This is a genomic window from Streptomyces natalensis ATCC 27448, from assembly GCF_000935125.1.
GTDB lineage: Bacteria > Actinomycetota > Actinomycetes > Streptomycetales > Streptomycetaceae > Streptomyces > Streptomyces natalensis.
The window spans coordinates 224638-250737 of the sequence record NZ_JRKI01000003.1 but is presented as its reverse complement, the minus strand read 5'-3'; the positions used below and the strand labels follow the sequence as shown (position 1 = coordinate 250737).

Sequence of the window (26100 nt, the reverse complement as noted above, 5' to 3'; positions counted from 1 at the left end):
CCGTCAGGACTCCTGAAGCCACCGCAATTGCCTGAACTGCCCCGATCGCCCCCATCGTTCAAGGAACACACCTCATGAGCACCACCGCCCCGACCATCCCCTCCCCGCTCACCGTCCGCCCCCTCACCACCCATGACGCCGATGTGCTCGTCCGGGCCGCCGCACGGGCCGCCGATGACCTCGGTGTACGGGGCAGCATCACCGTGCTGGACGCCGGCGGTCACCTCCTGGGCTTCCGGCGCGACGACCGGGCCGTGCTGATCTCCGGGGAGACCAGCACCCGCAAGGCGTACACCGCGCTCCAGTTGGATGCGCCGACAGCCGACGTCGTCGATCTCGTACGGCCCGACGGGCTCTTCCACACGCTGCCCACCGCGCTGGACCGGCCGCTTCTCTTCATCGCGGGCGGAGTGCCGCTCCACCGGGACGGTCGGCTGATCGGCGCGATAGGAGCCGGCGGTGGCACTCCCGAGCAGGACCACCGGATCGCCACCGCGGCGCTCACGGAAGCGGAGCTCGTCTGACGGCGGGCGGCTTCAGCGAGCCCGACCATGTGCCTGGGCCGACTGCGACCGCCCCCGGTGGCGCAGTCGGCGGCCGCGTCGGGTCGGCCCCCAGGGCTTGAGTACGGAGATGGCCGTGAGGAAGAAGTACGTGGCCGTGGCGACGGCCGGTGCGACGAGAAGGCCGATGTCAGGCGCCGGGGAGCCCGCGGCGGCCTGTGCGGCAAGACGGTTGATGCCCGGGCGCAGCGCGAAGACCGACAGCAGCACGGTGCTGAGGGTGAGCCAGAACTTGACGCGGACCCAGTGGTGGCGGGCCAGCCCCCAGGCCGTACCGAGAGACAGCACCAGCCCGCTGACGAGCGAACCCAGCGCCACCGGCGGGACCAGCCAGTCGCCGAAGATCTTCATCGCCCGATAGGCGGCCGCCGCGGTATCGGGGGCCGCGGTGTACCCGGTGATGCTCAGCGCGAGCAGCCCGAGCGTGAGCCCGAGCCAGCCGACGGAGACGGCGACATGGACGACGAGGACGGCCCGGCGGGCGCGGCGGCTGAGGTGCGGCATGCCTCCCACGGTGGCGGGCCGGGCCGCGCGGTACATCTGACGGCGGGAGTATCCGCGTCTACGCGGCGGTGAGTACGGGGTCGTGCGATACGCCCCCGCCCGCGTGGTGCGCCCGGCCGGTGTGCGCCGCGCACCGCCGACGTACCCTCCCCGGCATGACCAAGCTGCATCTGTTCGACATGGACGGGACCCTCCTGTACGGGTCCGCGGCCGCCGTCGAGATCTCCCGGCAGCTCGGGCTGGAGCGGGAGATCGCCGAGCTGGAGCGCGGGTTTGTGGACGGTGAGCTGACACCGGTGCGGTTCGCGCAGCTGGCGGCCGACCTCTGGGCCGCCGAGCTGACCGAACCTCATCTCGCGGCGGCCTTCGACAACGCTCCCTGGCTGGCCGGGATACGGGAGGTATGGGCGGAAATCCGCGCACGTGGCGAACGGTGCGCGGTGATTTCTCTCTCCCCGGACTTCTTCGTTTCCCGCCTGCTGACCTGGGGCGTCGATGCGGCACACGGTTCGCGCTGGCCCGCGGTGCCGATCCGGCAGCCGGTGGAGCCCGACGGCATCCTCACCACGGCCGCGAAGGTGCGGATCGCAGATGAACTCTGTGTGGAGTACGGGCTGACCCGCGCCGACTGCGTGGCATACGGCGACTCGATGTCGGACACGGACCTGTTCGCGGTGGTTGGGGCGTCGGTAGCCGTGAATGCGGATCATCATGTCCGTGACGTCGCCTCATATGCGTATGTGGGGCGTGATCTGCGCGAGGCCTATGAACTGGCGCGTACTGGCCAGTAATTCGGACCTTTCTACGGCGGCATTCGTCTGTGATATGTACGGAAAACGCGCTCTGTGGGGAGTGTCACTGTTATCGAAGGGGGCGCGCGGAGTGCTCCCGGATCAGGGCTTGTAGTTTCAACCGGTGCCGGTATGGTCGACTCCGGCTTGGCGGGGGTGAGGGCTTCCGCGGGCGTGCCGGGGGCGGGCAAGCCCACCAGAGTACCGGCGCAGCGGCCCGCAACGACCGAACTTCCGGCTATTTGTCCGATGTGTTGGGTCGGAGTGGCAGGCTGCCGAGTCGTGTCCGCGTCGATGGTCGCGGCCAAGCGAGGCTTGTCCGCTTTGGAGGGTGTTGCCGGAATAGCTTGAGTGGATTAAGAATTCCAGGGCAGGGCGGGGGAATTCCGGGCAGTTCCGATCAACGGAAGTGCGAAGACAACCGAAAGACGTTCGAGGCGAGGCAGACCATGGACGCTCCGACCACCACATCGGCCGATAACGGCTCTTCTGGCGGCAGCAGTGGCAATTGGGGTTGGTTCACTCCGCCGTCGAAGAAGTCTTCCGATACGCAGCGCGACCAGCAGCAAAGCCAGGATGATCAGGGCGGTACCGGCGATCAGGACGCCGCCGACGGTCAGGAGGGGCAGGGCCGGGAGCGGATACCCAGCCGGCCGGTCAACCCGATCAGGCCGGTGGGCACCGCCGCAGAGCGCGAGCGCGTACCGGAACCGCGGCAGGAGCCACAGCCGCGCCAGGCGCCTCAACCGAGCCAGGAAGCCCAGCCCTCCCAGGGAGACTGGACACCGCGGGAGTCCCTGCCGCAGCGCAACTCCCCGCTGAGCCAGGAATCGCCGCTGCACCGGGAGCCCCGGCCGTACCAGGAGCCCGAGCCCGTCCACGAGTCGGTTCACGCCACAGGAGTCGGTAGCGGCCCCACGCCCGCCGCCGCACCGGCAGCCGAGCCGGCCCCCCGCCCCTTCTTCACTCCCCCGGAACGCCAGGCCGAGCGCCAGGCGGAACACCGGTCCGAGCCCCAGGCCGACCGCGAGTCCGCCGTACGCCGCCCCGTCGCCGCAGAACCCACCCTGGGCGCGGTGGAAGCGGCCGCCTCCGCCGCCCCCTCGGCCTCACCCGATGCCCTTCTCATCCGGCAGACCATGGCCGAGATCGAGCCGGTGGCCGACAAGGTCACCTCGTACTTCTACGCGCTGCTCTTCGTCCGGCACCCCGATCTGCGGGCGCTGTTCCCGGCTTCGATGGACACTCAGCGCGACCGGCTCTTCAAGGCGCTGCTCACCGCCGCCAAGCATGTCGACGACGCCGACATCCTCACGGACTACCTCACGCACCTCGGCCGTGGACACCGGAAATACGGCACCCTGCCCGACCACTACCCCGCCGTCGGTGAATGCCTGCTCAGCGCGCTCTCGCGCTATGCAACCTCCAGCTGGAGCCAGGAGGCCGAGGAAGCCTGGGTGCGCGCGTACACCGCGATCTCGCAGATCATGATCGATGCGGCCGCCGAGGACGAGGCGGTGGCCCCCGCCTGGTGGCAGGCCGAGGTGATCTCGCACGAGCTGCGGACCCCGGACATCGCGGTGGTGACGGTCCGCCCCGACCAGCCGTACCCGTTCCTCGCCGGCCAGTACACCAGCCTGGAAACCCCCTGGTGGCCACGGGTATGGCGGCATTACTCGTTTGCCTCGGCGCCGCGTTCGGACGGCCTGCTGTCGTTCCACGTCAAGGCGGTCCCGGCGGGCTGGGTCTCCAATGCGATGGTGCACCGTGCCCGCCCCGGCGACGTCATCCGCCTGGGCGCCCCGGGCGGCTCGATGACCGTCGACCACAGCACCCGCAACGGCATGCTGTGTGTCGGCGGCGGCACCGGCATCGCGCCGATCAAGGCGCTGATCGAGGACGTCGCCCAGCGCGGCGTCCGGCGTCCCGTCGATGTCTTCTACGGCGCCCGCAGCGACCACGACCTCTACGACATCGACACCATGCTGCGCCTGGAGCAGGAGCACCCCTGGCTCCAGGTCCGCCCGGTCGTCGCGAACGGCCCGACGGCCCGCGGCGGGGCGAGCACCGTCACCGGCCAACTCCCGGACGCGGTACGCAAGTACGGCCCGTTCCCGGAATACGACGCCTACCTTTCGGGGCCGCCCGGAATGATCCGCAGGGGTGTGGACGCGTTGGTGGGGGTCGGCATCCCCTCCGGCCGCATCCGGCATGACTCCATTGAAGAGCTGGTCTCGACAGGAGATTGAGGTCAGGAGATTGAGGTCGTGACAGCACAGGGTGAATTCGGTCGGACTGGGGACGAACGGGACGCGGCGTGGGGGCGTCCCGGGAGCGACGGCGAGCACTTGGTGCAGCAGAGGCTCGGCACGACCCGGCGCGCCGACCGCTTCTACGAGGACCAGGTCCTCGACCATCTCAACGGCCGGATGCAGGAATTCGTGGCCAGGCAGGAGATGTTTTTCCTGGCCACGGCCGACCGGTACGGCGAATGCGACTCCACCTTCCGCGCCGGTCCGCCCGGGTTTGTCCGGGTGCTGGACGAGCGGTTGCTGGCCTACCCGGAATACCGGGGCAATGGCGTCATGGCCTCCATCGGCAATATCTCGGAGAATCCGCGGCTGGGCATCTTGATGATCGACTTCACCCGGGACCGCATCGGGCTGCACATCAACGGCCGGGCGCGGGTGGTACTCGACGAGGAGATGCGGGCCGCCCACCCCGATCTGCCGGTCGATCCGGTACCCGGGCGACGCGCGCAGCTATGGGTGGCGGTCGAGATCGAGGAGGCGTACATCCACTGCGCCAAACACATTCCGCATCTGCAGAAGATCCCGGCACGGGAGCGCGGAGCGCGGGCCTGGGGCACCGACGACTTCAAGCGCAAGGGCGGCGACTTCTTCGGTGCGGCGGCGGAGGCCGCGGACCGTGCGCCTTTCCGGCGCGCGGAGCGCAAGGACGAGCACCGGGACGGGGTGGGCGGTTACGAGCGGAGCGAAGCGAGCTACGAGCGGCGCGGAGACGCCCCTGAGGGGGCGGCCGGGCCCAGGCGGCGCAGCTTTGGCGAGCAGCTCAATGAGGAGTTTCTCGACCGGGTCGAGCAGGTACTCGCCCGGGCACAGCCACGGCGCCCCGTCGAGGAGGAACCGGAGTTCCGTGGCTGGTTCGCCTGACGGACCGGCGCCGAGGAACCACGGCGGGGCCGCCGCCGCGCTTGGGCAGGGGCCCCGGGACCTTTCAACCCAGGTCCGGGGCGTGCATCGCCCGCACGCCCTCGATGTTCCCGTCGAGGTAGTGCCGCAGTGACAGCGGTACGACCTCGACGGAGGCGATCCCGACACGGGTGAAGGGCACCCGCACAACCTCGTAATCCCCGCACGGCTCCTCCACCTCGGGGCCGTGCCGGCGGGAGAGGTCCATCGAGTCCAGTCGGCAGACGAAGAAGTGCTGCACCTTCACACCGTCCACCCCGCCCTCGCTGAAGTGCTCGACGGTGTCGACGAAAACCGGCACTACGTCCTTGACCTTCGCCCCCAGCTCTTCGTCCAGCTCGCGGTGGAGGGCGTCGACGACGGTGGCATCCCCGGACTCGACGCCGCCGCCCGGGGTGATCCAGTACGGAGCGCGGCCCGGTTTGGTGCGCTTGATCAGGACGAGGTCCGCTCCATCGAGCAGGATCGCGCGGGCGGTGCGTTTGACGACTGGCCGTACGGTCATAGGTGACAGATCCCGCAGTCATGGGCGGCCGAAACCCGAGCTCGATGACGGGACGGCCGTCGAACGCTACGGACGGACCGGCCGCTGTGGCGTCATGGGACACCGCCATGCGCTCAACTGGCCTTGGCGTAGCCGTAGTTTCACGTGAAACATCGCCGGGGCTTGGTTTCACGTGAAACATCGCGGGCGGTTGGAGGCGAGGGGGCCCCGTCGGCTATGTCCGCCGCGCCGCATCCAGCGCACGCATGACGTCCGCGATCAGATCCTCCGGATCCTCGATCCCGACCGAGAACCGGATGAACCCCTCCGGCACGGCATCGCCGCCCCAGCGGGCGCGCCGTTCGGCCGTCGACCGTACGCCGCCGAAGCTGGTTGCTTCGTCCACCAGGGTCAGTGCGGCCAGGAACCGCTCCGCATGGTCCTTGTCGGGCAGTGCGAAGGAGACCACGGAGCCGAAGCGGCCGGGGCGCATCTGCGCGACGGCGAGCCGGTGGGCGGGGTCGGAGGGCAGACCGGGGTGGCGCAGGCCGGTGATCTCGGGGCGGGCGGCCAGTGCCTCGGCGAGCGCCAGCGCGCCGGCCGACTGCTGGCGGACGCGGAGCGCAAGGGTGGCGAGCGAGCGGTGCGCGAGCCAGCTCTCCATCGGGCCGGGAATCGCGCCGACCGTCTTGCGCCACAGGCGAACGCCGTCGGCGAGCGCGGCGTCGCGGGTGCTGGCGTAGCCCAGCAGGATGTCGCCATGGCCGGTCAGCGCCTTGGTGCCGCTGGCGACCGAGAAGTCGGCGCCGAGGTCCAGCGGGCGCTGGCCGAGCGGGGTGGCGAGGGTGTTGTCGACGGCGACCAGGGCGCCGCGGGCGTGCGCGGCGTCGGCCAGCCGCCGGATGTCGCAGACGTCGAGCCCGGGGTTGGAGGGCGTCTCGATCCACAGCAGCCGGGCACCCTCCAGCACATCGAGCTGGGCATCGTGCGCGGTCGGGGCCGTACGGACCTCGACGCCGTAGCTCTCCAGGCGGCTGCGGACGGCAGGGAGCAGCTGGTAGCCGTCGTTGGGCAGGATGACCGCGTCGCCGGAGCGCAGCTGGGAGAAGAGGACGGCAGCGATTGCCGCCATGCCGGAGGCGAAGGCGACGGTGTGTGCGGGCTGTTCCGGCGATTCGAGTTCGCCGATGGCCTGTTCCAGGAGGGACCAGGTCGGGTTGGCGTCGCGGCCGTAGGTGTAGGGGCCGGTGGCATCGCCGGGAAGGTGGAAATGGGCCGCGAAGACCGGCCCGGGGAGGGATGGCTCGTGGGCCGCGGGCTCGGGAAGCCCGGACCGAACGACGCGGGTGCCGTCGTCCGTCATGCGTGCTCCTTCGGGCCGGTGCCGAGGCCGGCGTCTGCGGGCTCGCCGGAGACCGCGGCGCGCACCGCTTCCAGGAGGCCGTCGCTTGCCTTCTCGATCATCTCCAGGCATTCCTCGAAGCCGTCGAATCCGCCGTAGTACGGATCCGGTACGTCGAGCCCATCGAGTCCGGGCTGTCCGGAGGACACGGCGTCGGCGGCGTATGAGCGCAGCAGCCGGACCTTTGCGGCGTCCTCGGCGGTGGGGGCCAGGCGGCGCAGGGCGCGCAGATGACCGGAGTCGAGCGCGATCACCAGATCGCGGTCGGCGAACCAGGAGGCCTGGAACTGCCGGGCGGTGTGGGCGGTGCCGTAGCCGCCCGCGCGCAGTACGGCGACCGTGCGCGGGTCGGCTCCGTCACCCTCGTGCCAGCCGCCGGTGCCCGCACTGTCGACCTCGACCAGGCCGTCGAGCCCTTCGTCCGCGATACGGGAGCGGAAGACGGACTCGGCCATCGGCGAGCGGCATATGTTGCCGGTGCAGACGAAGCAGATGCGGAACGGGGCTTTCACGGGGCAGTCCTTGTGGGGGGGCGGTCGGGTTGTCGTCGAAGGGGGTGGAGGTCGGAGGGTTGGTCAGTCGTCCTCGGGGAGAACCATGTGCATCGCCCAGGCGACGATGGAGACGATCAGGCCGCCCAATACCGCGGTCCCGAAGCCGGTCACGTGGAAGGCCAGGCCGAATTTGCCTGCGACGAAGGACGTCAGCAGGAGCATCAGTGCGTTGACGACCAGGGTGATCAGGCCGAGCGTGAGGATGAACAGGGGGAGGGACAGCAGCTTCACCACCGGCTTGACGATGAAGTTGACCAACCCGAAGATCAGCGCGACGAGGACCAGCGTGAGTATCTTGCGGCCGGTGTTCTCGCCGGTGAGCGTGATGTCCTTGAGCAGCCAGATGGCCACGGCAAGCGCCGCGGCGTTGGCGATCGTCTTGACCAGAAAATGCTTCATGGTGAGATCGTCGCAGACGACTCCGAAATTCTTTAGGGGTGCGAACGGCATGAAGGCCTTCAGACTGGATGAGCTGGAAGCGGAGCGGGCGGCGAACGACGGCGCCTATCTGCAGTTCCTCCGGGAGCGCAACATGTCGGTCGGGCTGTACGCGCTGGATGCCGGCAGCGCCGATCCGCAGCAGCCGCACGCCCAGGACGAGGTGTATCTGGTGGTCAGTGGCCGGGCGGCGATCACCGTCGGGACGGAGACGCAGTCCGTGGCACGCGGCAGTGTGGTCTATGTGCCGGCCGGGGTGACCCATAAGTTCCACCACATCAGCGAGGACCTGAGGGTCATGGTGGTCTTTTCTCCGCCTGAGAGCTGAGGCCGCGACCCCGAACCCGTAAGGGTCGGATCAGGGATGTATCAGGGATGCGCAGCCCCCACGGCCGCCATCGGCGCCCTAGCATCGGTGGTGAAGGGGAACCGGAGACGCGATGCGTCGGATACGCGGCGTGCGGACGGTGCCATGAAGCGGCGGTCGATGACGTAACAGCCGATGACGCGAGACCGACCGAGACCGACAGAGAAAGCAGGGCAGTGCAGTGGCTGGTAAGGGGATAATCGCAGGGCTTCCGTGGTGGGTCACCTGGGTCGTGGTGCCCGTCGTCCTGATCGTGGTGTTCGGCGGAATGATCGCCACGGCGGTCGGGTTTCTGATCGGCCTGCTGTTCAAGATCCTTGTAGCGGCGGCGCTGATCGCCGGAGTGATCTATCTCGTGCGAAGGTTCAGCGGATCCTCATCGTCCTCCTCGAAGGGCGACTGGTAGACCTTCGGCGACCGGCCGAGGGCAAGCACCCGCTGACCCGGCCGACGCTGTACGGCAGCCACCCGGTCTCCGTCCCACTCCGCCCGACGACGCCCCGCTCCGGCCCTGGAGCGGGGCGTCGTTCGTCGTCGGACCCGGCCGCCGCGTTCTGCCGGCCGCCGCCGATTGCCGCGTGGGCCAGGTGAGTTAACTCCTCGGCCTTTCGCCGTACCGGCCCGGCCGCCCCGGCTAGAGTGCGCAGCGCAGGCGTCTTCCGGATGATGACGTTCCGGAAGACAGCGGGTCCGGGGGGCTGATGTTGGCAGTAGGAAACGACGAATCCGCTTCGCACCCCACCCTGATCGGATCGGTGCAGCGCGCCCTCCGGCTGCTGGAGGCGGTCGGCGCGCACGCCGACGGGGCACCCGCCAAGCAACTCGCCCGGGAAACCGGTCTGCCGCTCCCGACGACGTACCACCTGCTGCGGACCCTGACCCACGAGGGCTATCTGCGCCGGGAGAACGGTCTTTTCGTCTTCGGCGAAGCGGCCGAGGCCATCGGGCAGGCCGGGGCGCGGCGCCGACGGCGCACCCATATCGCCGAGGCGTTGGCCATGGCGGGCCGCGAGCTGCGGGCCGCCGTCTACTTCGCCGTCTACCGGGAGGGTGAGGTGGATGTGGTGGCCGTCACCGACGATCCGGAACGCCCACCGGTCGAGGAGTGGGTGGATTTCCGTGCCACCGCCCATGCCCATGCCATAGGCCAGTGTCTGCTCGCGCAGCTCGACGAAGAAGCGAGGAAGGAACATCTCGCGCGCTATCCCGTGCAGTCCATGACGCCGTTCTCGGTGCGGACCGAAGACGATCTGCTGCATCGTCTGGACACGGTGCGTCGCGGCCATGTCGCCTATGAACAACAGGAATATGCCTTGGGCACGGTGTGCGCCGCCATTCCCGTACAGGTCGGTTCGGCGGCCGCCGCGCTGGCGGTATCGCTCCCCATCCATGAACTGCATCGATTGCGTACCGTTACAGACCAACTACGATCAATGGCGGAGGCGACACTAACGACACTCGCGTTCTCTATCAGTATCTGAAAACTCACTCCTTGTGATCTGCTTGCACGTGACAGACGATGGCGTCAATAGGGCTTGTGGGGATGTTTCCCGGCCATCTCCGATCAATTGCGGGGCAGTGGTTGATGACCGACACAGTTCAGGCAGAAGTGATCATGAGTTTCCTCGTTTCCGAGGAGCTCGCGTTCCGGATCCCGGTGCAGCTGGATTTCGACATCGCCGATCCGTATGCCGTCCGTTTCACCTTTGATCTCCCTGGCGATATGCCCGTGACCTGGGTCTTCAGCCGCGAGTTGCTGCTGGACGGGCTCAGTGCGCCGTCCGGCGAGGGGGATGTGCGCATCGAGCCGGCGTCCGAGGAGCATCTCGGCGAGGTCTTCATCAGTCTCCAAGTGGGCGCCGAAGGAGCCCTGTTCCGGGCCGGTGTGCCGCCGCTGGTCGCCTTCCTGGACCGTACGGACCGGCTGGTGCCGCTCGGCGAGGAAGAGGTGCACGACACCCTGGAGGCCGTACTCGACCGGATCCTCACGGAGGCGCCGGCCGGCTGACCCGGGCCCGGCTCGGCCGCCGGTCCCCGCCGTCACCGCCCGCGCGCTCACCGCACGGCACTCATCGCACGCCGCAGTCGCCGTCCACCGGATTCACCGCTTACGGCGCCTGCCACGCGAGCCGCGCCGCCCGGACCTGCCACCCGCGGCGGCCGGCGAGGCGCCCGAAGAGGGCACCGGCACGCCCTGCTCCCGGCGGTCCGCGGAGACCACCAGGGCCGCCAGCAGCGTCGTCAGCGGCACCGATGCGACCAGCCCGATACTGCCCACCAGCGTGCGCACGATCTCCTCCGAGACCACCTCGCTGGTGGCGACCGTGCCGACGCTGCTCTGAGCGATCGAGAACAGCAGGAGAAGCGGCAGCGCCGCGCCGGCATAGGCCAGTACGAGGGTGTTCACGACGGACGCGATGTGATCCCGTCCGATCCGCATGGCCGCGCCGTACAGCTTGCGCCAACTCGCCGCCGGATCCGCCTCCTTGAGCTCCCACACCGCTGCGGTCTGAGTCACCGTCACATCGTCGAGCACGCCCAGGGAGCCGATGATGATCCCCGCCAGCAGCAGCCCCCGGATCTCGATGTTGGGATAAAGGCTGTGCACCAGCCCGGTCGTGTCGTCCGTATTGCCGGTCAGCAGCGCCCAACCGGTGAACACCGAGCCCAGCAGGCCGATCAGCAGCAGTGACGCGAGAGTGCCGAGCACCGCCACCGACGTACGGGCAGTTGGGCCATGGCACATATAGAGCGCGATCAGCATGATCGCGCTGCCGCCGACCACCGCCACCACCAGCGGGTTCGCCCCGTGGAGGATGGCCGGGAGGATGAAGAGGGTCAGCACCACAAAGCTCGCCAGCAGCGCGACCAGCGCCAGTACCCCGCGCAGTCGGCCCACCATCACCACCGCCAGGGCGAAGACGGCGGCCAGCACCCACATCGGGAACGTCCGGTCGACATCGCTCACCGCATACTGGAGATCCTTCGGGGCCTTGGGGGAATACGACACCACCACGCCCTGGCCCGTCGTGTAGTGCCGCAAGGCATCCGGTGTCACCACCGTCCGGAAGGTCCGCCCGGCGTTCCTTCCCGTCGTGACCTTGATGGTCGCCTGCTCGCAGTTCTTGCTCTTCGCCGCTCCTGCGGCCGGCGGCTGCCCCGGTGACCCCGGCCCCGGTGGCTGCTGCTCGGCATGCACGTCCGCACAGTTCACCTCCGCCACCTTGATCACGCGTGCCTGCTCCGTGGGCTGGTCGAAGCCGACCCCGGACGGCTTGTGCGGCGGTGCGCCGCCGGGCCACAGCACGACCAGACCGGCCACCACCGCGACGGCGAACGGGATCAGGACCGCGGCGATGACCTTGCGCAGATGGCGCGAGACGGGCGCGGCCGGCCCATGGCCGTGGGCATGCGCATGCGCTGAGGCAGGGTGGTGGTGCTCGGTACGGCTCACGGTCCGATCATTGCAACAACTCAGGGGGCCTGATCGCAACCATCAGGGACCTCGCCCAAGAACTCCCGGGGCCCCCTGTTCACCTCGCCGCATCGGCCGCTACCGTGGTGGGACCTTTGCAATCGCGGGAGCTCGGAGCACCGGGCTGAGAGGGCGCTGACCTTCGTCCCAGCATGTTTCACGTGAAACATCGCCGGACGGAAGCCGCTGCGTCGACCGCCGAACCTGTTACCGGGTAATGCCGGCGTAGGGAGTTGGGTCTTTATGGCTCTGCAGGATGCACGCACGCCTGAAAACGCTCAGAACGGCGGCCAGGACGCTGCCGCCGACGGCAGCCGGCCGGAGATCGGCTGGCATAAGGGCTATGTGTCCGGTTCGCGGCCCGATGTCCGGGTCCCGGTCCGGAAGGTGCACCTCACCAACGGCAAGGACGTCACGCTCTACGACACGTCCGGGCCGTACACCGATCCGAATGTCGACACCGATGTCCGCCGTGGGCTGGCGCCGCTGCGGGAGAACTGGATCATCACCCGCGGCGACACCGAGGAGTACGCGGGCCGGCCCATGCGGCCGGAAGACGACGGCCTCAAGCACACCTCACCGCGCGGCGGCCTCAAGAACCTCGACGCGGTCTTCCCCGGCCGCCCGCGCCAGCCGCGCCGTGGCCGGGGCGGCGCCGCGGTGACCCAACTCGCCTACGCCCGGCGCGGCGAGATCACCGCGGAGATGGAGTACGTCGCCCTCCGCGAGAACGTCAGCCCGGAGTTCGTACGGGACGAGATCGCGGCGGGCCGCGCCGTGCTGCCGGCCAACGTCAACCACCCGGAGATCGAGCCGATGATCATCGGCAAGAACTTCCTGGTGAAGGTCAACGCCAACATCGGCAACTCCGCGGTCACCTCCTCCATCGAGGAGGAAGTCGAGAAGATGACCTGGGCGACCCGCTGGGGCGCCGACACGGTCATGGACCTCTCCACCGGCCGTAACATCCACACCACCCGCGAGTGGGTGCTGCGCAACTCCCCCGTTCCCATCGGCACCGTTCCTCTCTACCAGGCCCTGGAGAAGGTCGACGGCAAGGCCGAGGAGCTGACCTGGGAGATCTACAAGGACACGGTCATCGAGCAGGCCGAACAGGGCGTCGACTACATGACGGTGCACGCCGGCGTGCTGCTCCGCTATGTCCCCCTCACGGCCCGTCGCAAGACCGGCATCGTCTCCCGCGGCGGCTCGATCATGGCCGCCTGGTGTCTTGCGCACCATCAGGAGTCGTTCCTCTACACCCACTTCGAGGAACTCTGCGAGATCCTCGCCTCCTACGACGTCACCTATTCGCTCGGCGACGGCCTGCGCCCCGGCTCCATCGCGGACGCCAACGACGAGGCCCAGTTCGCGGAGCTGAAGACGCTCGGTGAGCTGAACACCATCGCCAAGCGGCACGGCGTGCAGACCATGATCGAGGGCCCGGGCCATGTCCCGATGCACAAGATCAAGGAGAACATCGACCTCCAGCAGGAGATCTGCGAGGAGGCGCCGTTCTACACGCTCGGCCCGCTGACCACGGACATTGCGCCCGCCTACGACCACATCACCTCCGGTATCGGCGCCGCGATGATCGCTTGGTGGGGCACCGCGATGCTCTGCTACGTCACGCCCAAGGAGCACCTCGGCCTGCCGGACCGCGACGACGTCAAGACCGGCGTCATCACCTACAAGATCGCGGCCCATGCGGCGGACCTCGCCAAGGGGCACCCGGGCGCCCAGGACTGGGACGACGCCCTCTCCGACGCCCGCTTCGAGTTCCGCTGGGAGGACCAGTTCAACCTGGCCCTCGACCCGGTCACCGCCCGTGCCTTCCACGACGAGACGCTGCCCGCCGAACCGGCGAAGACGGCCCACTTCTGCTCTATGTGTGGTCCGAAGTTCTGCTCGATGAAGATCAGCCGGAGCATCACCGAGCAGTTCGGCGGCGAAGCGGGCAAGACGCCCGAGGAGATCGAGGCCGGAATGCTGGAGAAGTCGAAGGAGTTCGCGGCCAGCGGGAACCGGGTGTATCTGCCGATGGCGGACTGACACGCGGAGACATACGCGAGCCTGCGTGCATCGCGGACCAGCGCCACCCCGTGCACCGGCGCCGCTCCGGGGCGAAATGCCCGTCGGACGGCGCCGGTTCGCGTACGGGCGGAGGGGCTGTCAGCGACGGCCGTAGCGGCCCGCCCTACTCCGACGCCCCTCCACCGGAGCCCGATCCCGATCCCGAACCTGACCCCGCTCCAGGCCCCGCACCCGATCCCCCGTACTCCGGACTGGTGAAGTCCGGGCTGGAATAGCGCGGACGGGAGGGCGATCCCGAAGAACCGCTGTCCCGGCTCGAGAAGGCGGGGCGGGAGTAGCCGAGGGTGGGGATGCGGTTCTCGGGAGCGGGGGCCGGGCGGGGGACGTAATCGGCGGGGTCGGCGCTGGGGTCGGTGTCGGCGAGGGCTTCGCTGAGGAAGGGCAGGAGACCGCGTTCGAGGAGGGCGTGGCGCCAGGCGTCGTGGGCGTGGTCGAGGTCCAAGGCGAGGGCTTCGTCCGCTCTGGAGGCGCGGGACGCAGTCGAACCGTTGCGCAGGGCCGTGACGACGAGACCGGCCATCGCCACCAGCGCGCCCGCCGCCGTCAGCACGGCGAAAATCCAGCCGACGCTGATCAGCGGCCGGGCCATGGAGGCGTCCGGGCCGACGGCGCGCAGAACATAACCGATGAGGAGAAAGAGCACGGCGGCGATGCCGGCGAGGACCGGGACCAGAACGGCGCTCATGGCGGCAAGCCCGGCGCCGGCACTCTCCGCGGTCTCGCCCAGGGCCGTCACCTCGCCGGTGCCGGTGCCGGCGTCGGTGCCCGACGCCGCGACGGAGCCCGTGCCGGTGGCCGAACCTGTCGCCCCCTCGGACGCCGCATCCCCGTCCACGGCCGCCGCCCTGCCCGGGGACGGCGCCGCCGCCGGTGCCCGCAGAGCGGCGCGCAGCTGGACATAGCGCTGGTATTCGGCCGTCGCACAGGCGGCGATGGCGGTGGTGGCGCTGAGGGCCATGGTGCGCAACTGCTCGGCGCTCAGGTGCTTTCCGGTGCCGGAGGCGAGGCCGTCCGGGCCCTCTCCGGCAGTGCGCAGAGCCTCATCGAGGAGCCGCGCGAATTCCGCGCGGTCCTCGTTCAGCAGGTGCGGAGCGCTGTTCATGTGCATCCCCCGATGCTCCGTAGGGCCGTACGGGCCGGCTGGGCCGGGCAGTGGGCGGAAACGGAGGAGAGCCTGCTACGGATAGCCCGATGGTAGAGCGCCTCCGGCACACGGTGACAGTGAGTTTGCGGAAATTGAGCAATGCCGCGACCGGAATCCACCGCAATCCGGAGCCTGACGGTCCGGTGCACAGCCGCCCCGGGGTACGTTCAGCCCGCCAGGGGGAGTTGGCAGACCAGCAGTTTTCCGGCCATGGTGACGCCGCCGTCCATCGCGATGGCGAGTCCGTCGGCATAGACATGCGGCCCGTCTACGGCGGCGCTCTCGCCCTCGCCGTCCTCCGTGCCGACCTCGCCCAGCAGATACGGGATCGGGCTGTGGCCGTGGACGACGCGCTCGCCGCCGTAGGCGTGCAGGAGTTCGCGTACGGCCTGCGAGCCGTCCTCGTCGCGGAAGGCGAAGCGCTTGGTGAACTTGCGGAACAGATCCCAGACTTCGTCGGCGTCGCTGCGGGTCAGGACATCGTGGACGGTGTCGTTGACGGCCTCGATGGAGTCGCCGTATTCGAGATAGGCGGTGGTGTCGGAGTGCACGAGCAGATGCCCGTCCTCCTCCATCACGGCGTCCAGGCGGGCCATCCACTGGAGGTGGTGGTCCTCCAGGCGGTCCATGTCGGACTTCTGGCCGCCGTTGAGGAGCCAGGCGGCCTGGAAGGAGGCGGTGCCGGCGCCGGACTGCACGGGAGTGTCGCCGAACCGCTTGGCGCCCAGCAGCAGGAGTTCGTGGTTGCCCATCAGGGCCTTGCAGTAGCCGCCGGCCGCCGCGGCCTCGGCGGAGAGCTGCATCACCAGGTCGATGACGCCGATACCGTCCGGGCCGCGGTCGGTGAAGTCGCCGAGGAACCACAGGCGGGCGTTGCCGGCCGCCCAGTGGCCGTCGGCGTCGATCAGCCCTTCGGCGCCGAGCGCCTCGCACAGCTCGTCGTAATAGCCGTGGACGTCGCCGACGACGTACAGGGGGCCCATGCCCTCCGGTACGTCCTGGTCGGCCGCGGTCTCGGTGGCCGGCAGGAAGTCGGCGGCCGGGCGGTCGATGAGGGTGTCCGTGCGGCCCGCGCCGATGACCGGCAGGTCGCGGGCGGTCGGGGAGTACTCCTCGGGCAGCTCGACCGGAGCGGCGGGGGTCGGCACCAGCGGAGGTGCGGTCGGGGGGCCGGCGGGCAGATGCACCGGCGGGCCGGCCGGCGGCATCGGCGGCGGTCCCGCGGGCGCACCGGAATGCGGTCCGGGCGGCACAGGAGATGCCGGAGTTTGTCCCGCCATGGTCCACACCATGGGTCCCTGACTGGCCCCCTGAGTCATCGACCCCTCCACCGTCGCGCCGCCGTGCACCTCTCGGACCTTGCCTGGTCGACGGCGGTCCGCGGTGTCGTGCGCCCATCATAGGAATGCCGGTCGCAGGTTGTGACGCACCCGGGGGTGATCAATCCGCCGTAGCCCGGCGTTCACGGCGGATTTCTCCCGGGATCGCCCTGTTTTTTCCTCAGCGAACGAGGTGCGTGAGCGGCGATGTTACGTGTGAATCATCATGGGACGGCGGCGGCTCACGCGCCGGCCGGTCCGCGCGGGGGATTGATGGCGGTCCGCGCCGAGCGTCGCTGGGACGAGGTCCGCACGATCAGATCGGTCGGTATCACCTGTTCGATGGGCCGGTCGTCGTCGAGCCCTTCGATGGCGTCGATGAGGATCTGGACGACGGCCGTGCCGATACGCCGCGGCTTGAGCGACAGAGTGGTGATGGGCGGCTCGGTGGTGGCGTACACGGTGGACTCGCTGCAGCAGACCAGCAGCAGATCCTCGGGGACGCGCAGTCCGTAGCGCCGGGCGGCGGCGAGCAGGTCGGTGCCGTTGGGGTCGAAGAGGCCGTAGACGGCATCGGGCCGGTCGGGGCGGGCCAGCAGCCGGTCGGCGGCGACGGCGCCCGCGCACGGATCGTGCGCCGGGTAGGACTCGTAGACCGGATCCTGGCCCACCCGCTCGCACCAGCTCAGATACGCGGTGGTGGAGAGCCGGGTATAGGTGTCGGTGGTGTTGCCCGTCAGCAGGCCGATGCGGCGGGCTCCTGCGTCGGCGAGGTGGTCGAGCAGGCCGAGCACCGCCGCTTCGTGGTCATTGTCGACCCAGCCGGTGACGGGCAGTGCGCCGCCGGGGCGGCCGTCGGAGACGACGGGGATGCCGTGCCGGACGAGTTCGGTGACCACGGGGTCGCCGTCGGCGGGGTCGATGACCACGGTGCCGTCCAGCGCGACGTTGGACCACACGTCGTGGCGGGAGGTCGCGGGCAGGATGACCAGCGCATAGCCGCGGGCCAGCGCCGCGGAGGTGGCGGCTCGGGCCATCTCGGCGAAATATGCGAATTCGGTGAAGGTGAAAGGTTCATCCCCGTACGTGGTCACGGTCAGACCGAGCAGTCCTGACTTGCCGGTACGGAGGGTGCGGGCGGCGGCGGAGGGGCGATAGCCCAGCCGCTCGGCCACCTCGCGGACATGGCTACGGGTGGCATCCGGAAGCCGGCCCTTGCCGTTGAGCGCGTCGGAGACAGTCGTGATGGATACTCCGGCTGCGGCGGCCACGTCCCGGATGCCCGCCCGTCCCAGCCGGCGACCGGTCGACCGGCTCACCTGGTGCTTCCCTGCTGCTGTCATGGCGAGCCGATAGTAGGGCTCGGCAGGGCCGATCGCGGGAGCCTTCCACGGCTTCTTAAAAGGTACGTTTCTGCATGGTGACTAGGCATCAATCTCCTTTGAAATAAAGGTAGTTGAGGGCCATTGCGATCATAGATAGAGATTCCGGCCGTCCCTGCCTGGTCATCGGTCCAGGTCTCGAAGAGGTCTCAAGTCACCTTCACGGGGGATGCGCGCCAGGGCGCAAACCACCGGCGCGCAATCGGACGGGGAGCGCTCGGTGGGGCCAGTGCGCGGGGTGGAACGGAGGATGCGGGGGCTGCCGCCCGGCGGGGCAATCCTCATAAGGTGTGCAGTATTGGAGTCGAGCGGGACGGTCGAGGAGGACCTGCGGTGAGCGAGAAGACCCCGAAGCTGCGTGCTGCGCTGGACGGCATCCCCACCTACAAGCCGGGCCGGCCCGCGGCGGCCGACGGTCCCGCGGCCTACAAGCTGTCCTCCAACGAGAACCCCTATCCGCCGCTGCCGGGCGTCCTGGAGAGCGCGGTGACCGCGGCCGGGTCCTTCAACCGCTACCCGGACATGGCATGTAAGGGCCTGATGGCGGAGCTGGCAGAGCGTTTCTCGGTGCCGCTGTCGCATCTGGCGACGGGGACCGGCTCGGTGGGCGTGGCCCAGCAGCTGGTGCAGTCGACGGCCGGACCCGGCGATGGAGTGATCTACGCCTGGCGCTCGTTCGAGGCGTACCCGATCGTCACGCAGGTCTCCGGGGCCACTCCCGTCCAGGTGCCCCTGACCTCCGGTGAGGTGCACGATCTGGACGCGATGCTCGCCGCGGTCACCGACCGGACCCGGCTGATTTTCGTCTGCAACCCCAACAATCCCACCGGCACCGTCGTACGCCGCGCAGAGCTGGAGGCATTCCTGGACCGGGTGCCGGGCGATGTCCTGGTGGTACTGGACGAGGCGTACCGCGAATTCATCCGCGACGAGCAGGTGCCGGACGGCATCGAGCTCTACCGTGACCGGCCCAATGTGTGTGTGCTGCGGACCTTCTCCAAGGCGTACGGTCTGGCGGGGCTGCGGGTCGGGTTCGCGGTGGCACACGAGCCGGTGGCCGCGGCGCTGCGCAAGACGGCGGTGCCGTTCGGGGTGAGCCAGCTGGCGCAGGAGGCGGCGGTGGCGTCGCTGCGCAGCGAGGCGGCGCTGCTGGAGCGGGTCGATGCGCTGGTGGCCGAGCGGGCGCGGGTGGTCGAGGGGCTGACCGGACAGGGGTGGACGGTTGCCGAGACGCAGGCCAACTTCGTCTGGCTGCGGCTGGGGGACCGTACCGTCGACTTCGCGGCGGCGTGTGAGCGCGCCGGGGTGGTGGTGCGGCCGTTCCCCGGTGAGGGAGTGCGGGTGACCATCGGCGAGAGCGCGGCGATGGATCTGTTCCTGCAGGCGGCGGCGGAGTTCCGCAAGGCGCTGTAAGGCGTTGCGGACGCTGTCGAGGCTTTCGTAAGGAGTTGCGCCGAGGGCGCGCTGGGGCCGTGGGTCGGGTGACCCGCGGCCCTCACGCTTGGGCGGGGGTCTCAGGCCTTGTGCACATGAATCGCGTCGCCGCCGCGGACGGTGGCCAGGACGCGCGGGTCGCCGTCGAGGCGGCCGAGCACATTGCACGGCGAGGCGAGCCGGGACTCCTCCCCGTGGGATATCGGCGTGGGGCCGTAGGGCAGCGCGAGCGCGTTGCCCTCGGTCCAGAAGGCGACGGTGCCGGGCTCGACGACCTGGCGGGCGTCGGCCTCCAGCGTGGGGGTGAGCCCGGTGTCGAAGTAGACCTCTTCGCCCCAGGTATGGGCGGTGCCGTCGATCGGCAGCGCCGCGAGCAGCGCCGCGGCGGTCGGGGTGTCGTCGAGGGTTGCGGTGGTGTGCCCTGCCGGCCAGGAGATACGGATCTTCATGGCGACGAATTCAACAATATGTTGAAGGGTGAGGGAAGGGTGCCGCAGTAAGCCCGGGATAAGGATTCGCATGCCATGGATTCCGGCGTGACGGTGGTCACGTACCCCCCTTATCGAAGGGTGTAGAGCCATGAGTAATAATGCTTGTGAATGTGAACGCGTTCACAAGCTCACCCGGACTGTGTCGGTACGCAGACGCACAAGGGACATGCCGTCCTGCACGGCGACGTAAGGAGGAAGCGACGTGGAACTGGCGCTGGCGCCAGAGACTCTGGCGCGATGGCAATTCGGCATCACCACCGTCTACCACTTCCTGTTCGTCCCCCTGACGATCTCTCTCGCCGCTCTGGTGGCCGGACTGGAGACCGCATGGGTGCGGACCGCGAAGCAGAAGTACCTCAAGGCGACCAAGTTCTGGGGCAAGCTCTTCCTGATCAACATCGCGATGGGCGTCGTCACCGGCATCGTCCAGGAGTTCCAGTTCGGGATGAACTGGTCCGACTATTCGCGGTTCGTCGGCGACATCTTCGGTGCCCCGCTCGCCTTCGAGGCGCTGATCGCGTTCTTCTTCGAGTCCACCTTCATCGGCCTGTGGATCTTCGGCTGGGACAAGCTCCCCAAGAAGATCCACTGCCTGTGCATATGGATGGTCTCGATCGGCACCATCCTCTCCGCGTACTTCATCCTCGCCGCCAACTCCTGGATGCAGCACCCGGTCGGCTACCGGTACAACGCCCACACCGGCCGCGCCGAGCTCACCGACTTCCTCAAGGTGCTCACCCAGGACACCACCCTGGTCGTCGCCTTCCACACGCTGACCGCCGCCTTCCTGACCGGTGCCGCCTTCATGGTCGGCATCTCCGCGTACCACCTGATGCGCAAGAAGCACATCAAGGTGATGCGGACATCGCTGCGCCTGGGCCTGGTCACCCTGGTCATCGCCGGACTGCTCACCGCCATCAGCGGTGACGAGCTCGGCAAGGTCATGTTCAAGCAGCAGCCGATGAAGATGGCCGCAGCCGAGGCGCTGTGGGACAAGGAGGAGCCGGCCCCGTTCTCCGTCTTCGCCTACGGCGATGTGGAAAAGGGCCACAACACGGTCGCCATCGAGGTGCCCGGCCTGCTCTCCTTCCTCGCGCACAGCGACTTCAGCTCGCCGGTCCCGGGCATCAACGACGTCAACAAGGCCGAGCAGCAGAAGTTCGGCCCCGGTGACTACCGGCCCAACATCCCGGTCGCCTACTGGGGCTTCCGCTGGATGATCGGCTTCGGTATGTCGTCGTTCGCCCTCGGGCTGGCCGGCCTCTGGCTGACCCGCAAGAAGTTCTGGCTGGCCCCGAGGCTGCGTACCGGGGACGAGGAACCACCCCGGCTCGCACTCACCAAGAACAGAGAACTGGGCCCGCGCCTGACCAAGTGGTACTGGTCGCTCGCCTTCGTCACCCTCGGCTTCCCGCTGATCGCCAACTCCTGGGGCTGGGTCTTCACCGAGATGGGCCGCCAGCCCTGGGTCGTCTACGGCGTCCTGCGCACCTCCGACGCCGTGTCGCCGGGCGTCTCTCAGGGCGAGGTGATCACCTCGATGGCCGTCTTCACCGCGCTCTACGCGATCCTCGCCGTGATCGAGGTCAGGCTGCTGGTGAAGTACGTCAAGGCCGGCCCCCAGGAGCTGACCGATTCCGACCTCAACCCGCCCACCAGGATCGGCGGCGACCCCGCGGACGCCGACCGGCCCATGGCCTTCTCGTACTAGGAGGCGACAGTGCAACTCCATGACATCTGGTTCGTCCTCATCGCGTTCCTGTGGACCGGGTACTTCTTCCTCGAAGGATTCGACTTCGGAATCGGCGTGCTCACCAAGCTCCTCGCCCGGGACCGCAGCGAGAAGCGCGTCCTGATCAACACCATCGGCCCGGTCTGGGACGGCAACGAGGTATGGCTGCTCAGCGCGGCCGGTGCCACCTTCGCCGCCTTCCCCGAGTGGTACGCCACGCTCTTCTCCGGCTTCTACCTGCCGCTGCTGCTCATCCTGGTCTGCCTGATCGTGCGCGGTGTCGCCTTCGAGTACCGCGCCAAGCGGGCCGAGGAGTCGTGGCAGCGCAACTGGGAGACCGCGATCTTCTGGACCTCGCTGCTGCCCGCCGTGCTGTGGGGCATCGCGTTCGGCAACATCGTGCACGGTGTGAAGATCGACGCGCACAAGGAGTACGTCGGCGGCGTCCTCGACCTGCTCAACCCATACGCGATCCTGGGTGGCCTGACGACCCTGACGCTGTTCACCTTCCACGGCGCGGTGTTCGCCTCGCTCAAGACGGTGGGCGACATCCGCGAGCGGGCGCGCAGGATGGCGACCGTCCTCGGGCTGCTCGCGGCCATGGTCGCGGTCGCCTTCCTGGCCTGGACCCAGGCCGACAGGGGAGACGGCACCAGCCTGATCGTCATGATCGTCGCGGTGGTCGCGCTCGTCGCGGCGCTGGTCGCCAACCGGTTCGGCCGCGAGGGATGGGCGTTCGCGTTCTCCGGGATCACCATCGCGGCCGCGGTCGCCATGCTGTTCCTCACGCTGTTCCCGAACGTCATGCCGTCGACGCTGCACGAGAGCTGGAGCCTTACGGTCACCAACGCCTCGTCCAGCCCCTACACCCTGAAGATCATGACCTGGTGCGCCGGGATCGCCGCACCCATCGTGATGCTCTACCAGGGGTGGACGTACTGGGTCTTCCGCAAGCGGATCGGCACTCAGCACCTCGCCGAGCCCCATGTCCCCGGCGCCACCGGCGCCGACACCCACACTCCGACGCCCGCCAGCTGACGGGAGGTTTCACGTGAAACCGATCGACCCGCGCCTGCTCCGCCACGCCCGCGCCACCCGGCTGTTCCTCGTCGCGGTGGTGGCCCTCGGGCTGGCCGGAGCGGGGCTGGTCATCGGCCAGGCGATGCTGATCGCCGAGATCGTGGTCGGCGCCTTCCAGCACGGCCGCGGTCTCGGCGCCCTGACCACCCCCATCGCGCTGCTCGCCGCGGTCTCCGCGGGCCGCGGGCTGGTGTCCTGGCTCACCGAACTGGCCGCGCACCGTGCGAGCGCCGCGGTCAAGTCCGAGCTGCGGATGCGGCTGCTCGAACGGGCGGCGCGGCTGGGGCCCGGCGCCACGCTCCGCCGTACGGAGACCGACGGGCGGGGCCAGGACGCGGGAGGCCGGCAGGCCGACGACCCGGGCGCGGCAGAGGCGGGCACGCTGGAGATGCGTACCGGCGAGCTGGCCACCCTGGCCACCCGCGGTATCGACGCCCTCGACGATTACTTCGCGCGCTATCTGCCGCAGCTGGGCCTGGCGGTCGTCGTCCCCGTCGCCGTACTCGCCCGGATCGTCCTGGGCGACTGGATCTCGGCCGCGACGATCGTCGTCACCCTCCCGCTGATCCCGCTGTTCATGACCCTCATCGGCTGGGCCACTCAGGCACGGATGGACCGCCAGTGGCGGCTGCTCGCCCGGCTCTCCGGGCACTTCCTCGACGTCGTCGAGGGGCTGCCCACCCTCAAGATCTTCGGCCGGGCCAAGGCTCAGGCCGCCTCCATCCGCGCCATCACCAGCGAATACCGCCGCGCGACGCTGCGCACCCTGCGGATCGCCTTCCTCTCCTCCTTCGCCCTCGAACTGCTCGCCACCATCTCGGTCGCCCTGGTCGCGGTCGGTATCGGCATGCGGCTGGTGCACGGTGAACTCGACCTCTACACCGGGCTGATGGTGCTGGTCCTGGCGCCTGAGGCGTATCTGCCGCTGCGGCAGGTGGGTGCGCAGTACCACGCCGCGGCCGAGGGGCTGTCCGCCGCCGAGGAGATCTTCGCCGTACTGGAGACACCGCTGCCGGCGTCCGGCACCGCACCGGCGCCCGAGGGCACCGCGCTGGCCGTCGAGAACCTGGTCGTCCGGCACCCCGGCCGCGGCGCCGACTCGCTTCCCGCGACCTCGTTCGAGGTCGGGCCGGGTGAGACCGTCGCCCTGGTCGGCCCTTCGGGCGCGGGAAAGTCCACGCTGCTGAGCGTGCTCCTCGGCCTCACCGCACCGGCCGAGGGCCGCGCCCTGGCCGACGGCCGGGACATCGCCTCCCTCTCCCCCGAAAGCTGGCGGCGGCGGATCGCCTGGGTGCCGCAGCATCCGCACCTGTTCGCCGGGACCATCGCCGAGAACGTACGGCTGGCCCGGCCGGATGCGGACGATGCGGCCGTACGGGCCGCCCTGCGCGATGCCGGGGCGCTGGACTTTGTCGATGCGCTTCCGCACGGCACGGCCACCCCCCTCGGCGAAGCGGGCGCCGGGCTCTCCGCCGGCCAGCGCCAGCGCCTCGCGCTCGCCCGCGCTTTCCTCGCCGACCGCCCGATCCTGCTGCTGGACGAGCCGACCGCGAACCTCGACGGCGAGACCGAAGAGGCCGTCGTTGCCGCCGTCCGCCGTCTCGCGGTAGGCCGCACGGTGCTGATGGTCGTCCACCGGCCGGCGCTCCTGGCGGTGGCGGACCGGGTGGTGCGGCTGGCGGATCCGGTCGTGCCGTCGGACCCGGCGCCGAATGTTTCACGTGAAACACCGGCCGGGCCGCCTCGGCGGTCCGCTGCCCCCACAACCTCCGCCGCTGACACGGACGTTGAGGCCACCCCGGCCCCGGCTCCAGCACTGGCCCGGCTGCGCCGTATGGCCCGGGCCCGCCGGTCGCGCTTTGCGCTGGCTCTGCTGCTCGGCAGCCTCGCGCTGGGCAGCGCGGTCGGCCTGATGGCGACCTCCGGCTGGCTGATCTCGCGCGCCGCGCAGCAGCCGCCGGTGCTGTATCTGATGGTGGCGGTCACCGCGACCCGGGCGTTCGGCATCGGACGGGCCGTCTTCCGCTACGCCGAGCGGCTGGTCGCCCATGACGCCGTCTTCCGGATGCTCGCCGATGTGCGCGTCGCGGTCTTCCGGCGGCTGGAGCGGCTGGCGCCCGCTGGTCTCAAGGAGCGCCGCCGCGGCGATCTGCTCTCCCGGCTCGTCGCCGATGTCGACGCCGTACAGGACCACTTCCTGCGCTGGCTGCTGCCTGTCGGCGCCGCGGTGCTGGTCGGCGCGGGCGCCGTCGGCTTCACCGGCTGGCTGCTGCCGGAGGCGGGTGCGGTGCTCGCCGCGGGGCTGCTGCTCGCGGGGGCGGGGGCTCCGCTGGTGTCGGCCGCGCTCGCCCGGCGGGCGGAGCGTCAGCTGGCGCCCGCACGGGGCGTTCTGTCCACCCGCGTCGTCGATCTGCTCACCGGAACGGCCGAGTTGACCGTGGCCGGCGCGCTGACGGCCCGTACGGACGCGGCCCGGCGCGCGGACCAGGACCTGACCCGGATCGCGTCCCGCTCGGCCACCGCGGCCGGCACCGGCGCCGGGTTCTCGGCGCTGCTGTGCGGGCTGACCGTCGCGGCGTCCGCGGTGGTCGGCGTACAGGCCGTGCACGAGGGCCGACTGCACGGGGTCGCGCTGGCCGTTGTCGTCCTCACCCCGCTGGCCGCGTTCGAGGCGGTGGCCGGGCTGCCGCTCGCCGTGCAGTACCGCCAGCGCACCCGGCGCGCCGCCGAGCGGGTCTTCGAGGTGCTGGACGCCCCGGCGCCGGTGCGCGAACCGGCCACGCCCGCGGCCGCTCCCGAGGCGCCGTTCCCCCTGACCGTGAGCGAGCTGACCGCGCGCCACTCCGGGCAGACCGCCCCCGCACTGGACGGCGTCTCCTTCACCCTGCCGGCCGGCCGGCGGCTGGCGGTGGTCGGTCCGTCCGGCTCCGGCAAGACCACGCTGGCGCAGGTGCTGCTGCGTTTCCTGGACCGGGAGGCCGGGGCGTACACCCTGGCCGGGACGGACGCCCAGGCCATGGACGGTGATGCGGTGCGGCGACTGGTGGGGCTGTGCGCCCAGGACGCGCACCTCTTCGACAGCTCGCTGCGGGAGAACCTCAAACTCGCGCGCCGCGGCGGCCCCGATGCGGCGGACGACGGCGACCGCGATCTGTGGGACGCGCTCGGCCGGGTGCGGCTGGCGGACTGGGTGCGCGGTCTGCCTGATGGCCTGGACACCATGGTCGGCGAGCACGGCGCCCGGCTGTCCGGCGGCCAGCGCCAGCGGCTGGCCCTGGCCCGCGCGCTGCTCGCGGACTTCCCGGTGCTCGTCCTGGACGAGCCCGCCGAGCATCTCGACCTGGCCACCGCCGATGCGCTGACCGCCGATCTGCTGGCCGCGACCGAGGGCCGTACGACGGTCCTGATCACCCACCGCCTCACCGGCCTCGACGCGGTCGACGAAGTGCTGGTCCTCGACCGCGGCCGGGTCGTCCAGCGCGGCGGATATGCACAGCTGGCGGCGGCCGACGGCCCGTTCCGCAGGATGCTGGAACGCGAGCGGGCGGCCGATGCGGCGCTGCCGGTGGCGGCGGTTCCGGTGGAAATGGCCCGGTAAATGTCTCCTTATTAGGCTCATGGCATGGCAGCAACG

23 protein-coding genes are annotated in these 26100 nt (G+C 69.8%); 13 read left to right on the top strand and 10 right to left on the bottom strand.

Translation table 11 applies throughout. The features are described from left to right. Positions 1 to 74 precede the first annotated feature (74 nt). Positions 75 to 524: a GlcG/HbpS family heme-binding protein gene (locus SNA_RS02110; protein ID WP_030064483.1), complete on the top strand. Its 450-nt coding sequence runs from the start codon at positions 75 to 77 to the stop codon at positions 522 to 524. A 12-nt stretch (positions 525 to 536) separates the two neighbouring features. Here SNA_RS02110 and SNA_RS02105 read toward each other — a convergent pair whose 3' ends face one another. Further along, positions 537 to 1067, bottom strand: coding sequence for a hypothetical protein (locus tag SNA_RS02105; protein ID WP_044363110.1), 531 nt, complete (start codon positions 1065 to 1067; stop codon positions 537 to 539). A gap of 155 nt (positions 1068 to 1222) precedes the next feature. Here SNA_RS02105 and SNA_RS02100 point away from each other — a divergent pair, with 155 nt between their 5' ends. The 3 genes from SNA_RS02100 to SNA_RS02090 all read left to right on the top strand — a co-directional run bounded on the left by SNA_RS02100 (position 1223) and on the right by SNA_RS02090 (position 5031). Further along, positions 1223 to 1858: an HAD family hydrolase gene (locus SNA_RS02100; RefSeq protein WP_030064486.1), complete on the top strand. Its 636-nt coding sequence runs from the start codon at positions 1223 to 1225 to the stop codon at positions 1856 to 1858. Between the two features lie 449 nt (positions 1859 to 2307). After that, positions 2308 to 4107, top strand: coding sequence for a globin domain-containing protein (locus SNA_RS02095; RefSeq protein WP_044362798.1), 1800 nt, complete (start codon positions 2308 to 2310; stop codon positions 4105 to 4107). Positions 4108 to 4209: 102 nt separating this feature from the next. Then, on the top strand, positions 4210 to 5031 hold the full coding sequence (locus tag SNA_RS02090) for a pyridoxamine 5'-phosphate oxidase family protein (RefSeq protein ID WP_030064488.1): 822 nt from the start codon (positions 4210 to 4212) through the stop codon (positions 5029 to 5031). Positions 5032 to 5095: 64 nt separating this feature from the next. On the opposite strand, the gene SNA_RS02085 is transcribed toward SNA_RS02090, so the two are convergent. The 4 genes from SNA_RS02085 to SNA_RS02070 form a co-directional block, all read right to left on the bottom strand. Next, complete coding sequence (locus tag SNA_RS02085) at positions 5096 to 5575, bottom strand: NUDIX domain-containing protein (protein WP_030064489.1); 480 nt, start codon at positions 5573 to 5575, stop codon at positions 5096 to 5098. A 214-nt stretch (positions 5576 to 5789) separates the two neighbouring features. After that, complete coding sequence (locus SNA_RS02080) at positions 5790 to 6917, bottom strand: cystathionine gamma-lyase (protein ID WP_030064490.1); 1128 nt, start codon at positions 6915 to 6917, stop codon at positions 5790 to 5792. After that, a complete protein-coding gene (locus tag SNA_RS02075) occupies positions 6914 to 7411 on the bottom strand; it encodes a low molecular weight protein-tyrosine-phosphatase (protein WP_044363108.1) in 498 nt (165 codons plus the stop codon). The genes SNA_RS02080 and SNA_RS02075 overlap by 4 nt, the downstream gene beginning before the upstream one ends. A gap of 120 nt (positions 7412 to 7531) precedes the next feature. Beyond that, positions 7532 to 7909, bottom strand: coding sequence for a phage holin family protein (locus SNA_RS02070; RefSeq protein WP_030064492.1), 378 nt, complete (start codon positions 7907 to 7909; stop codon positions 7532 to 7534). Positions 7910 to 7958: 49 nt separating this feature from the next. Here SNA_RS02070 and SNA_RS02065 point away from each other — a divergent pair, with 49 nt between their 5' ends. The 4 genes from SNA_RS02065 (at position 7959) to SNA_RS02050 (ending at position 10323) form a co-directional block, all read left to right on the top strand. Continuing rightward, a complete protein-coding gene (locus SNA_RS02065) occupies positions 7959 to 8276 on the top strand; it encodes a cupin domain-containing protein (RefSeq protein ID WP_030064493.1) in 318 nt (105 codons plus the stop codon). Between the two features lie 220 nt (positions 8277 to 8496). Beyond that, positions 8497 to 8721: a DUF5326 family protein gene (locus SNA_RS02060; RefSeq protein WP_030064494.1), complete on the top strand. Its 225-nt coding sequence runs from the start codon at positions 8497 to 8499 to the stop codon at positions 8719 to 8721. A gap of 295 nt (positions 8722 to 9016) precedes the next feature. Beyond that, a complete protein-coding gene (locus SNA_RS02055) occupies positions 9017 to 9796 on the top strand; it encodes an IclR family transcriptional regulator (RefSeq protein ID WP_030064495.1) in 780 nt (259 codons plus the stop codon). Positions 9797 to 9900: 104 nt separating this feature from the next. Next, positions 9901 to 10323: an SsgA family sporulation/cell division regulator gene (locus SNA_RS02050; RefSeq protein ID WP_030064496.1), complete on the top strand. Its 423-nt coding sequence runs from the start codon at positions 9901 to 9903 to the stop codon at positions 10321 to 10323. A gap of 93 nt (positions 10324 to 10416) precedes the next feature. Here SNA_RS02050 and SNA_RS02045 read toward each other — a convergent pair whose 3' ends face one another. Next, positions 10417 to 11769, bottom strand: coding sequence for a YibE/F family protein (locus SNA_RS02045; protein ID WP_030064497.1), 1353 nt, complete (start codon positions 11767 to 11769; stop codon positions 10417 to 10419). A 264-nt stretch (positions 11770 to 12033) separates the two neighbouring features. Between SNA_RS02045 and thiC the strand changes: the two genes are divergently transcribed. Continuing rightward, a complete protein-coding gene (gene thiC, locus SNA_RS02040) occupies positions 12034 to 13842 on the top strand; it encodes a phosphomethylpyrimidine synthase ThiC (protein ID WP_030064498.1) in 1809 nt (602 codons plus the stop codon). 145 nt (positions 13843 to 13987) lie between these two features. Here thiC and SNA_RS02035 read toward each other — a convergent pair whose 3' ends face one another. The 3 genes from SNA_RS02035 to SNA_RS02025 all read right to left on the bottom strand — a co-directional run bounded on the left by SNA_RS02035 (position 13988) and on the right by SNA_RS02025 (position 17690). Then, positions 13988 to 14992 carry a hypothetical protein gene (locus SNA_RS02035; RefSeq protein WP_063752451.1) on the bottom strand — a complete coding sequence of 335 codons (1005 nt, stop codon included), beginning with the start codon at positions 14990 to 14992 and terminating at the stop codon, positions 13988 to 13990. Between the two features lie 203 nt (positions 14993 to 15195). Next, entirely contained in the window at positions 15196 to 16236 is a 1041-nt protein-coding gene (locus SNA_RS02030; protein ID WP_063752453.1) for a metallophosphoesterase, read from the bottom strand. Between the two features lie 353 nt (positions 16237 to 16589). After that, a complete protein-coding gene (locus SNA_RS02025; RefSeq protein ID WP_044362795.1) occupies positions 16590 to 17690 on the bottom strand; it encodes a LacI family DNA-binding transcriptional regulator in 1101 nt (366 codons plus the stop codon). 372 nt (positions 17691 to 18062) lie between these two features. On the opposite strand from SNA_RS02025, the gene hisC reads away from it, so the two are divergent. Beyond that, on the top strand, positions 18063 to 19142 hold the full coding sequence (hisC, locus tag SNA_RS02020; RefSeq protein ID WP_030064502.1) for a histidinol-phosphate transaminase: 1080 nt from the start codon (positions 18063 to 18065) through the stop codon (positions 19140 to 19142). Positions 19143 to 19243: 101 nt separating this feature from the next. Here hisC and SNA_RS02015 read toward each other — a convergent pair whose 3' ends face one another. Then, a complete protein-coding gene (locus SNA_RS02015; RefSeq protein ID WP_030064503.1) occupies positions 19244 to 19612 on the bottom strand; it encodes a cyclophilin-like fold protein in 369 nt (122 codons plus the stop codon). A 244-nt stretch (positions 19613 to 19856) separates the two neighbouring features. On the opposite strand from SNA_RS02015, the gene SNA_RS02010 reads away from it, so the two are divergent. From SNA_RS02010 to cydD, 3 genes are read left to right on the top strand one after another with little or no spacing between them, the layout of a single operon-like run. Next, positions 19857 to 21365: a cytochrome ubiquinol oxidase subunit I gene (locus tag SNA_RS02010; RefSeq protein WP_030064504.1), complete on the top strand. Its 1509-nt coding sequence runs from the start codon at positions 19857 to 19859 to the stop codon at positions 21363 to 21365. Positions 21366 to 21374: 9 nt separating this feature from the next. Beyond that, positions 21375 to 22424 carry a cytochrome d ubiquinol oxidase subunit II gene (gene cydB / locus SNA_RS02005; protein WP_044362792.1) on the top strand — a complete coding sequence of 350 codons (1050 nt, stop codon included), beginning with the start codon at positions 21375 to 21377 and terminating at the stop codon, positions 22422 to 22424. A 13-nt stretch (positions 22425 to 22437) separates the two neighbouring features. Continuing rightward, a complete protein-coding gene (gene cydD / locus SNA_RS02000) occupies positions 22438 to 26064 on the top strand; it encodes a thiol reductant ABC exporter subunit CydD (protein ID WP_037788889.1) in 3627 nt (1208 codons plus the stop codon). Positions 26065 to 26100 lie beyond the last annotated feature (36 nt).

Bases quoted from the DNA above. Each gene is read 5' to 3' on its own strand.
- SNA_RS02110 (WP_030064483.1), top strand. From the start codon at position 75: ATGAGCACCACCGCCCCGACCATCCCCTCCCCGCTCACCGTCCGCCCC.
- SNA_RS02105 (WP_044363110.1), bottom strand. From the start codon at position 1,067: ATGCCGCACCTCAGCCGCCGCGCCCGCCGGGCCGTCCTCGTCGTCCAT.
- SNA_RS02100 (WP_030064486.1), top strand. From the start codon at position 1,223: ATGACCAAGCTGCATCTGTTCGACATGGACGGGACCCTCCTGTACGGG.
- SNA_RS02095 (WP_044362798.1), top strand. From the start codon at position 2,308: ATGGACGCTCCGACCACCACATCGGCCGATAACGGCTCTTCTGGCGGC.
- SNA_RS02085 (WP_030064489.1), bottom strand. From the start codon at position 5,575: ATGACCGTACGGCCAGTCGTCAAACGCACCGCCCGCGCGATCCTGCTC.
- SNA_RS02080 (WP_030064490.1), bottom strand. From the start codon at position 6,917: ATGACGGACGACGGCACCCGCGTCGTTCGGTCCGGGCTTCCCGAGCCC.
- SNA_RS02075 (WP_044363108.1), bottom strand. From the start codon at position 7,411: ATGGCCGAGTCCGTCTTCCGCTCCCGTATCGCGGACGAAGGGCTCGAC.
- SNA_RS02070 (WP_030064492.1), bottom strand. From the start codon at position 7,909: ATGAAGCATTTTCTGGTCAAGACGATCGCCAACGCCGCGGCGCTTGCC.
- SNA_RS02065 (WP_030064493.1), top strand. From the start codon at position 7,959: ATGAAGGCCTTCAGACTGGATGAGCTGGAAGCGGAGCGGGCGGCGAAC.
- SNA_RS02055 (WP_030064495.1), top strand. From the start codon at position 9,017: ATGTTGGCAGTAGGAAACGACGAATCCGCTTCGCACCCCACCCTGATC.
- SNA_RS02050 (WP_030064496.1), top strand. From the start codon at position 9,901: ATGACCGACACAGTTCAGGCAGAAGTGATCATGAGTTTCCTCGTTTCC.
- thiC (WP_030064498.1), top strand. From the start codon at position 12,034: ATGGCTCTGCAGGATGCACGCACGCCTGAAAACGCTCAGAACGGCGGC.
- SNA_RS02035 (WP_063752451.1), bottom strand. From the start codon at position 14,992: ATGCACATGAACAGCGCTCCGCACCTGCTGAACGAGGACCGCGCGGAA.
- SNA_RS02030 (WP_063752453.1), bottom strand. From the start codon at position 16,236: ATGCCGCCGGCCGGCCCGCCGGTGCATCTGCCCGCCGGCCCCCCGACC.
- SNA_RS02025 (WP_044362795.1), bottom strand. From the start codon at position 17,690: ATGACAGCAGCAGGGAAGCACCAGGTGAGCCGGTCGACCGGTCGCCGG.
- SNA_RS02015 (WP_030064503.1), bottom strand. From the start codon at position 19,612: ATGAAGATCCGTATCTCCTGGCCGGCAGGGCACACCACCGCAACCCTC.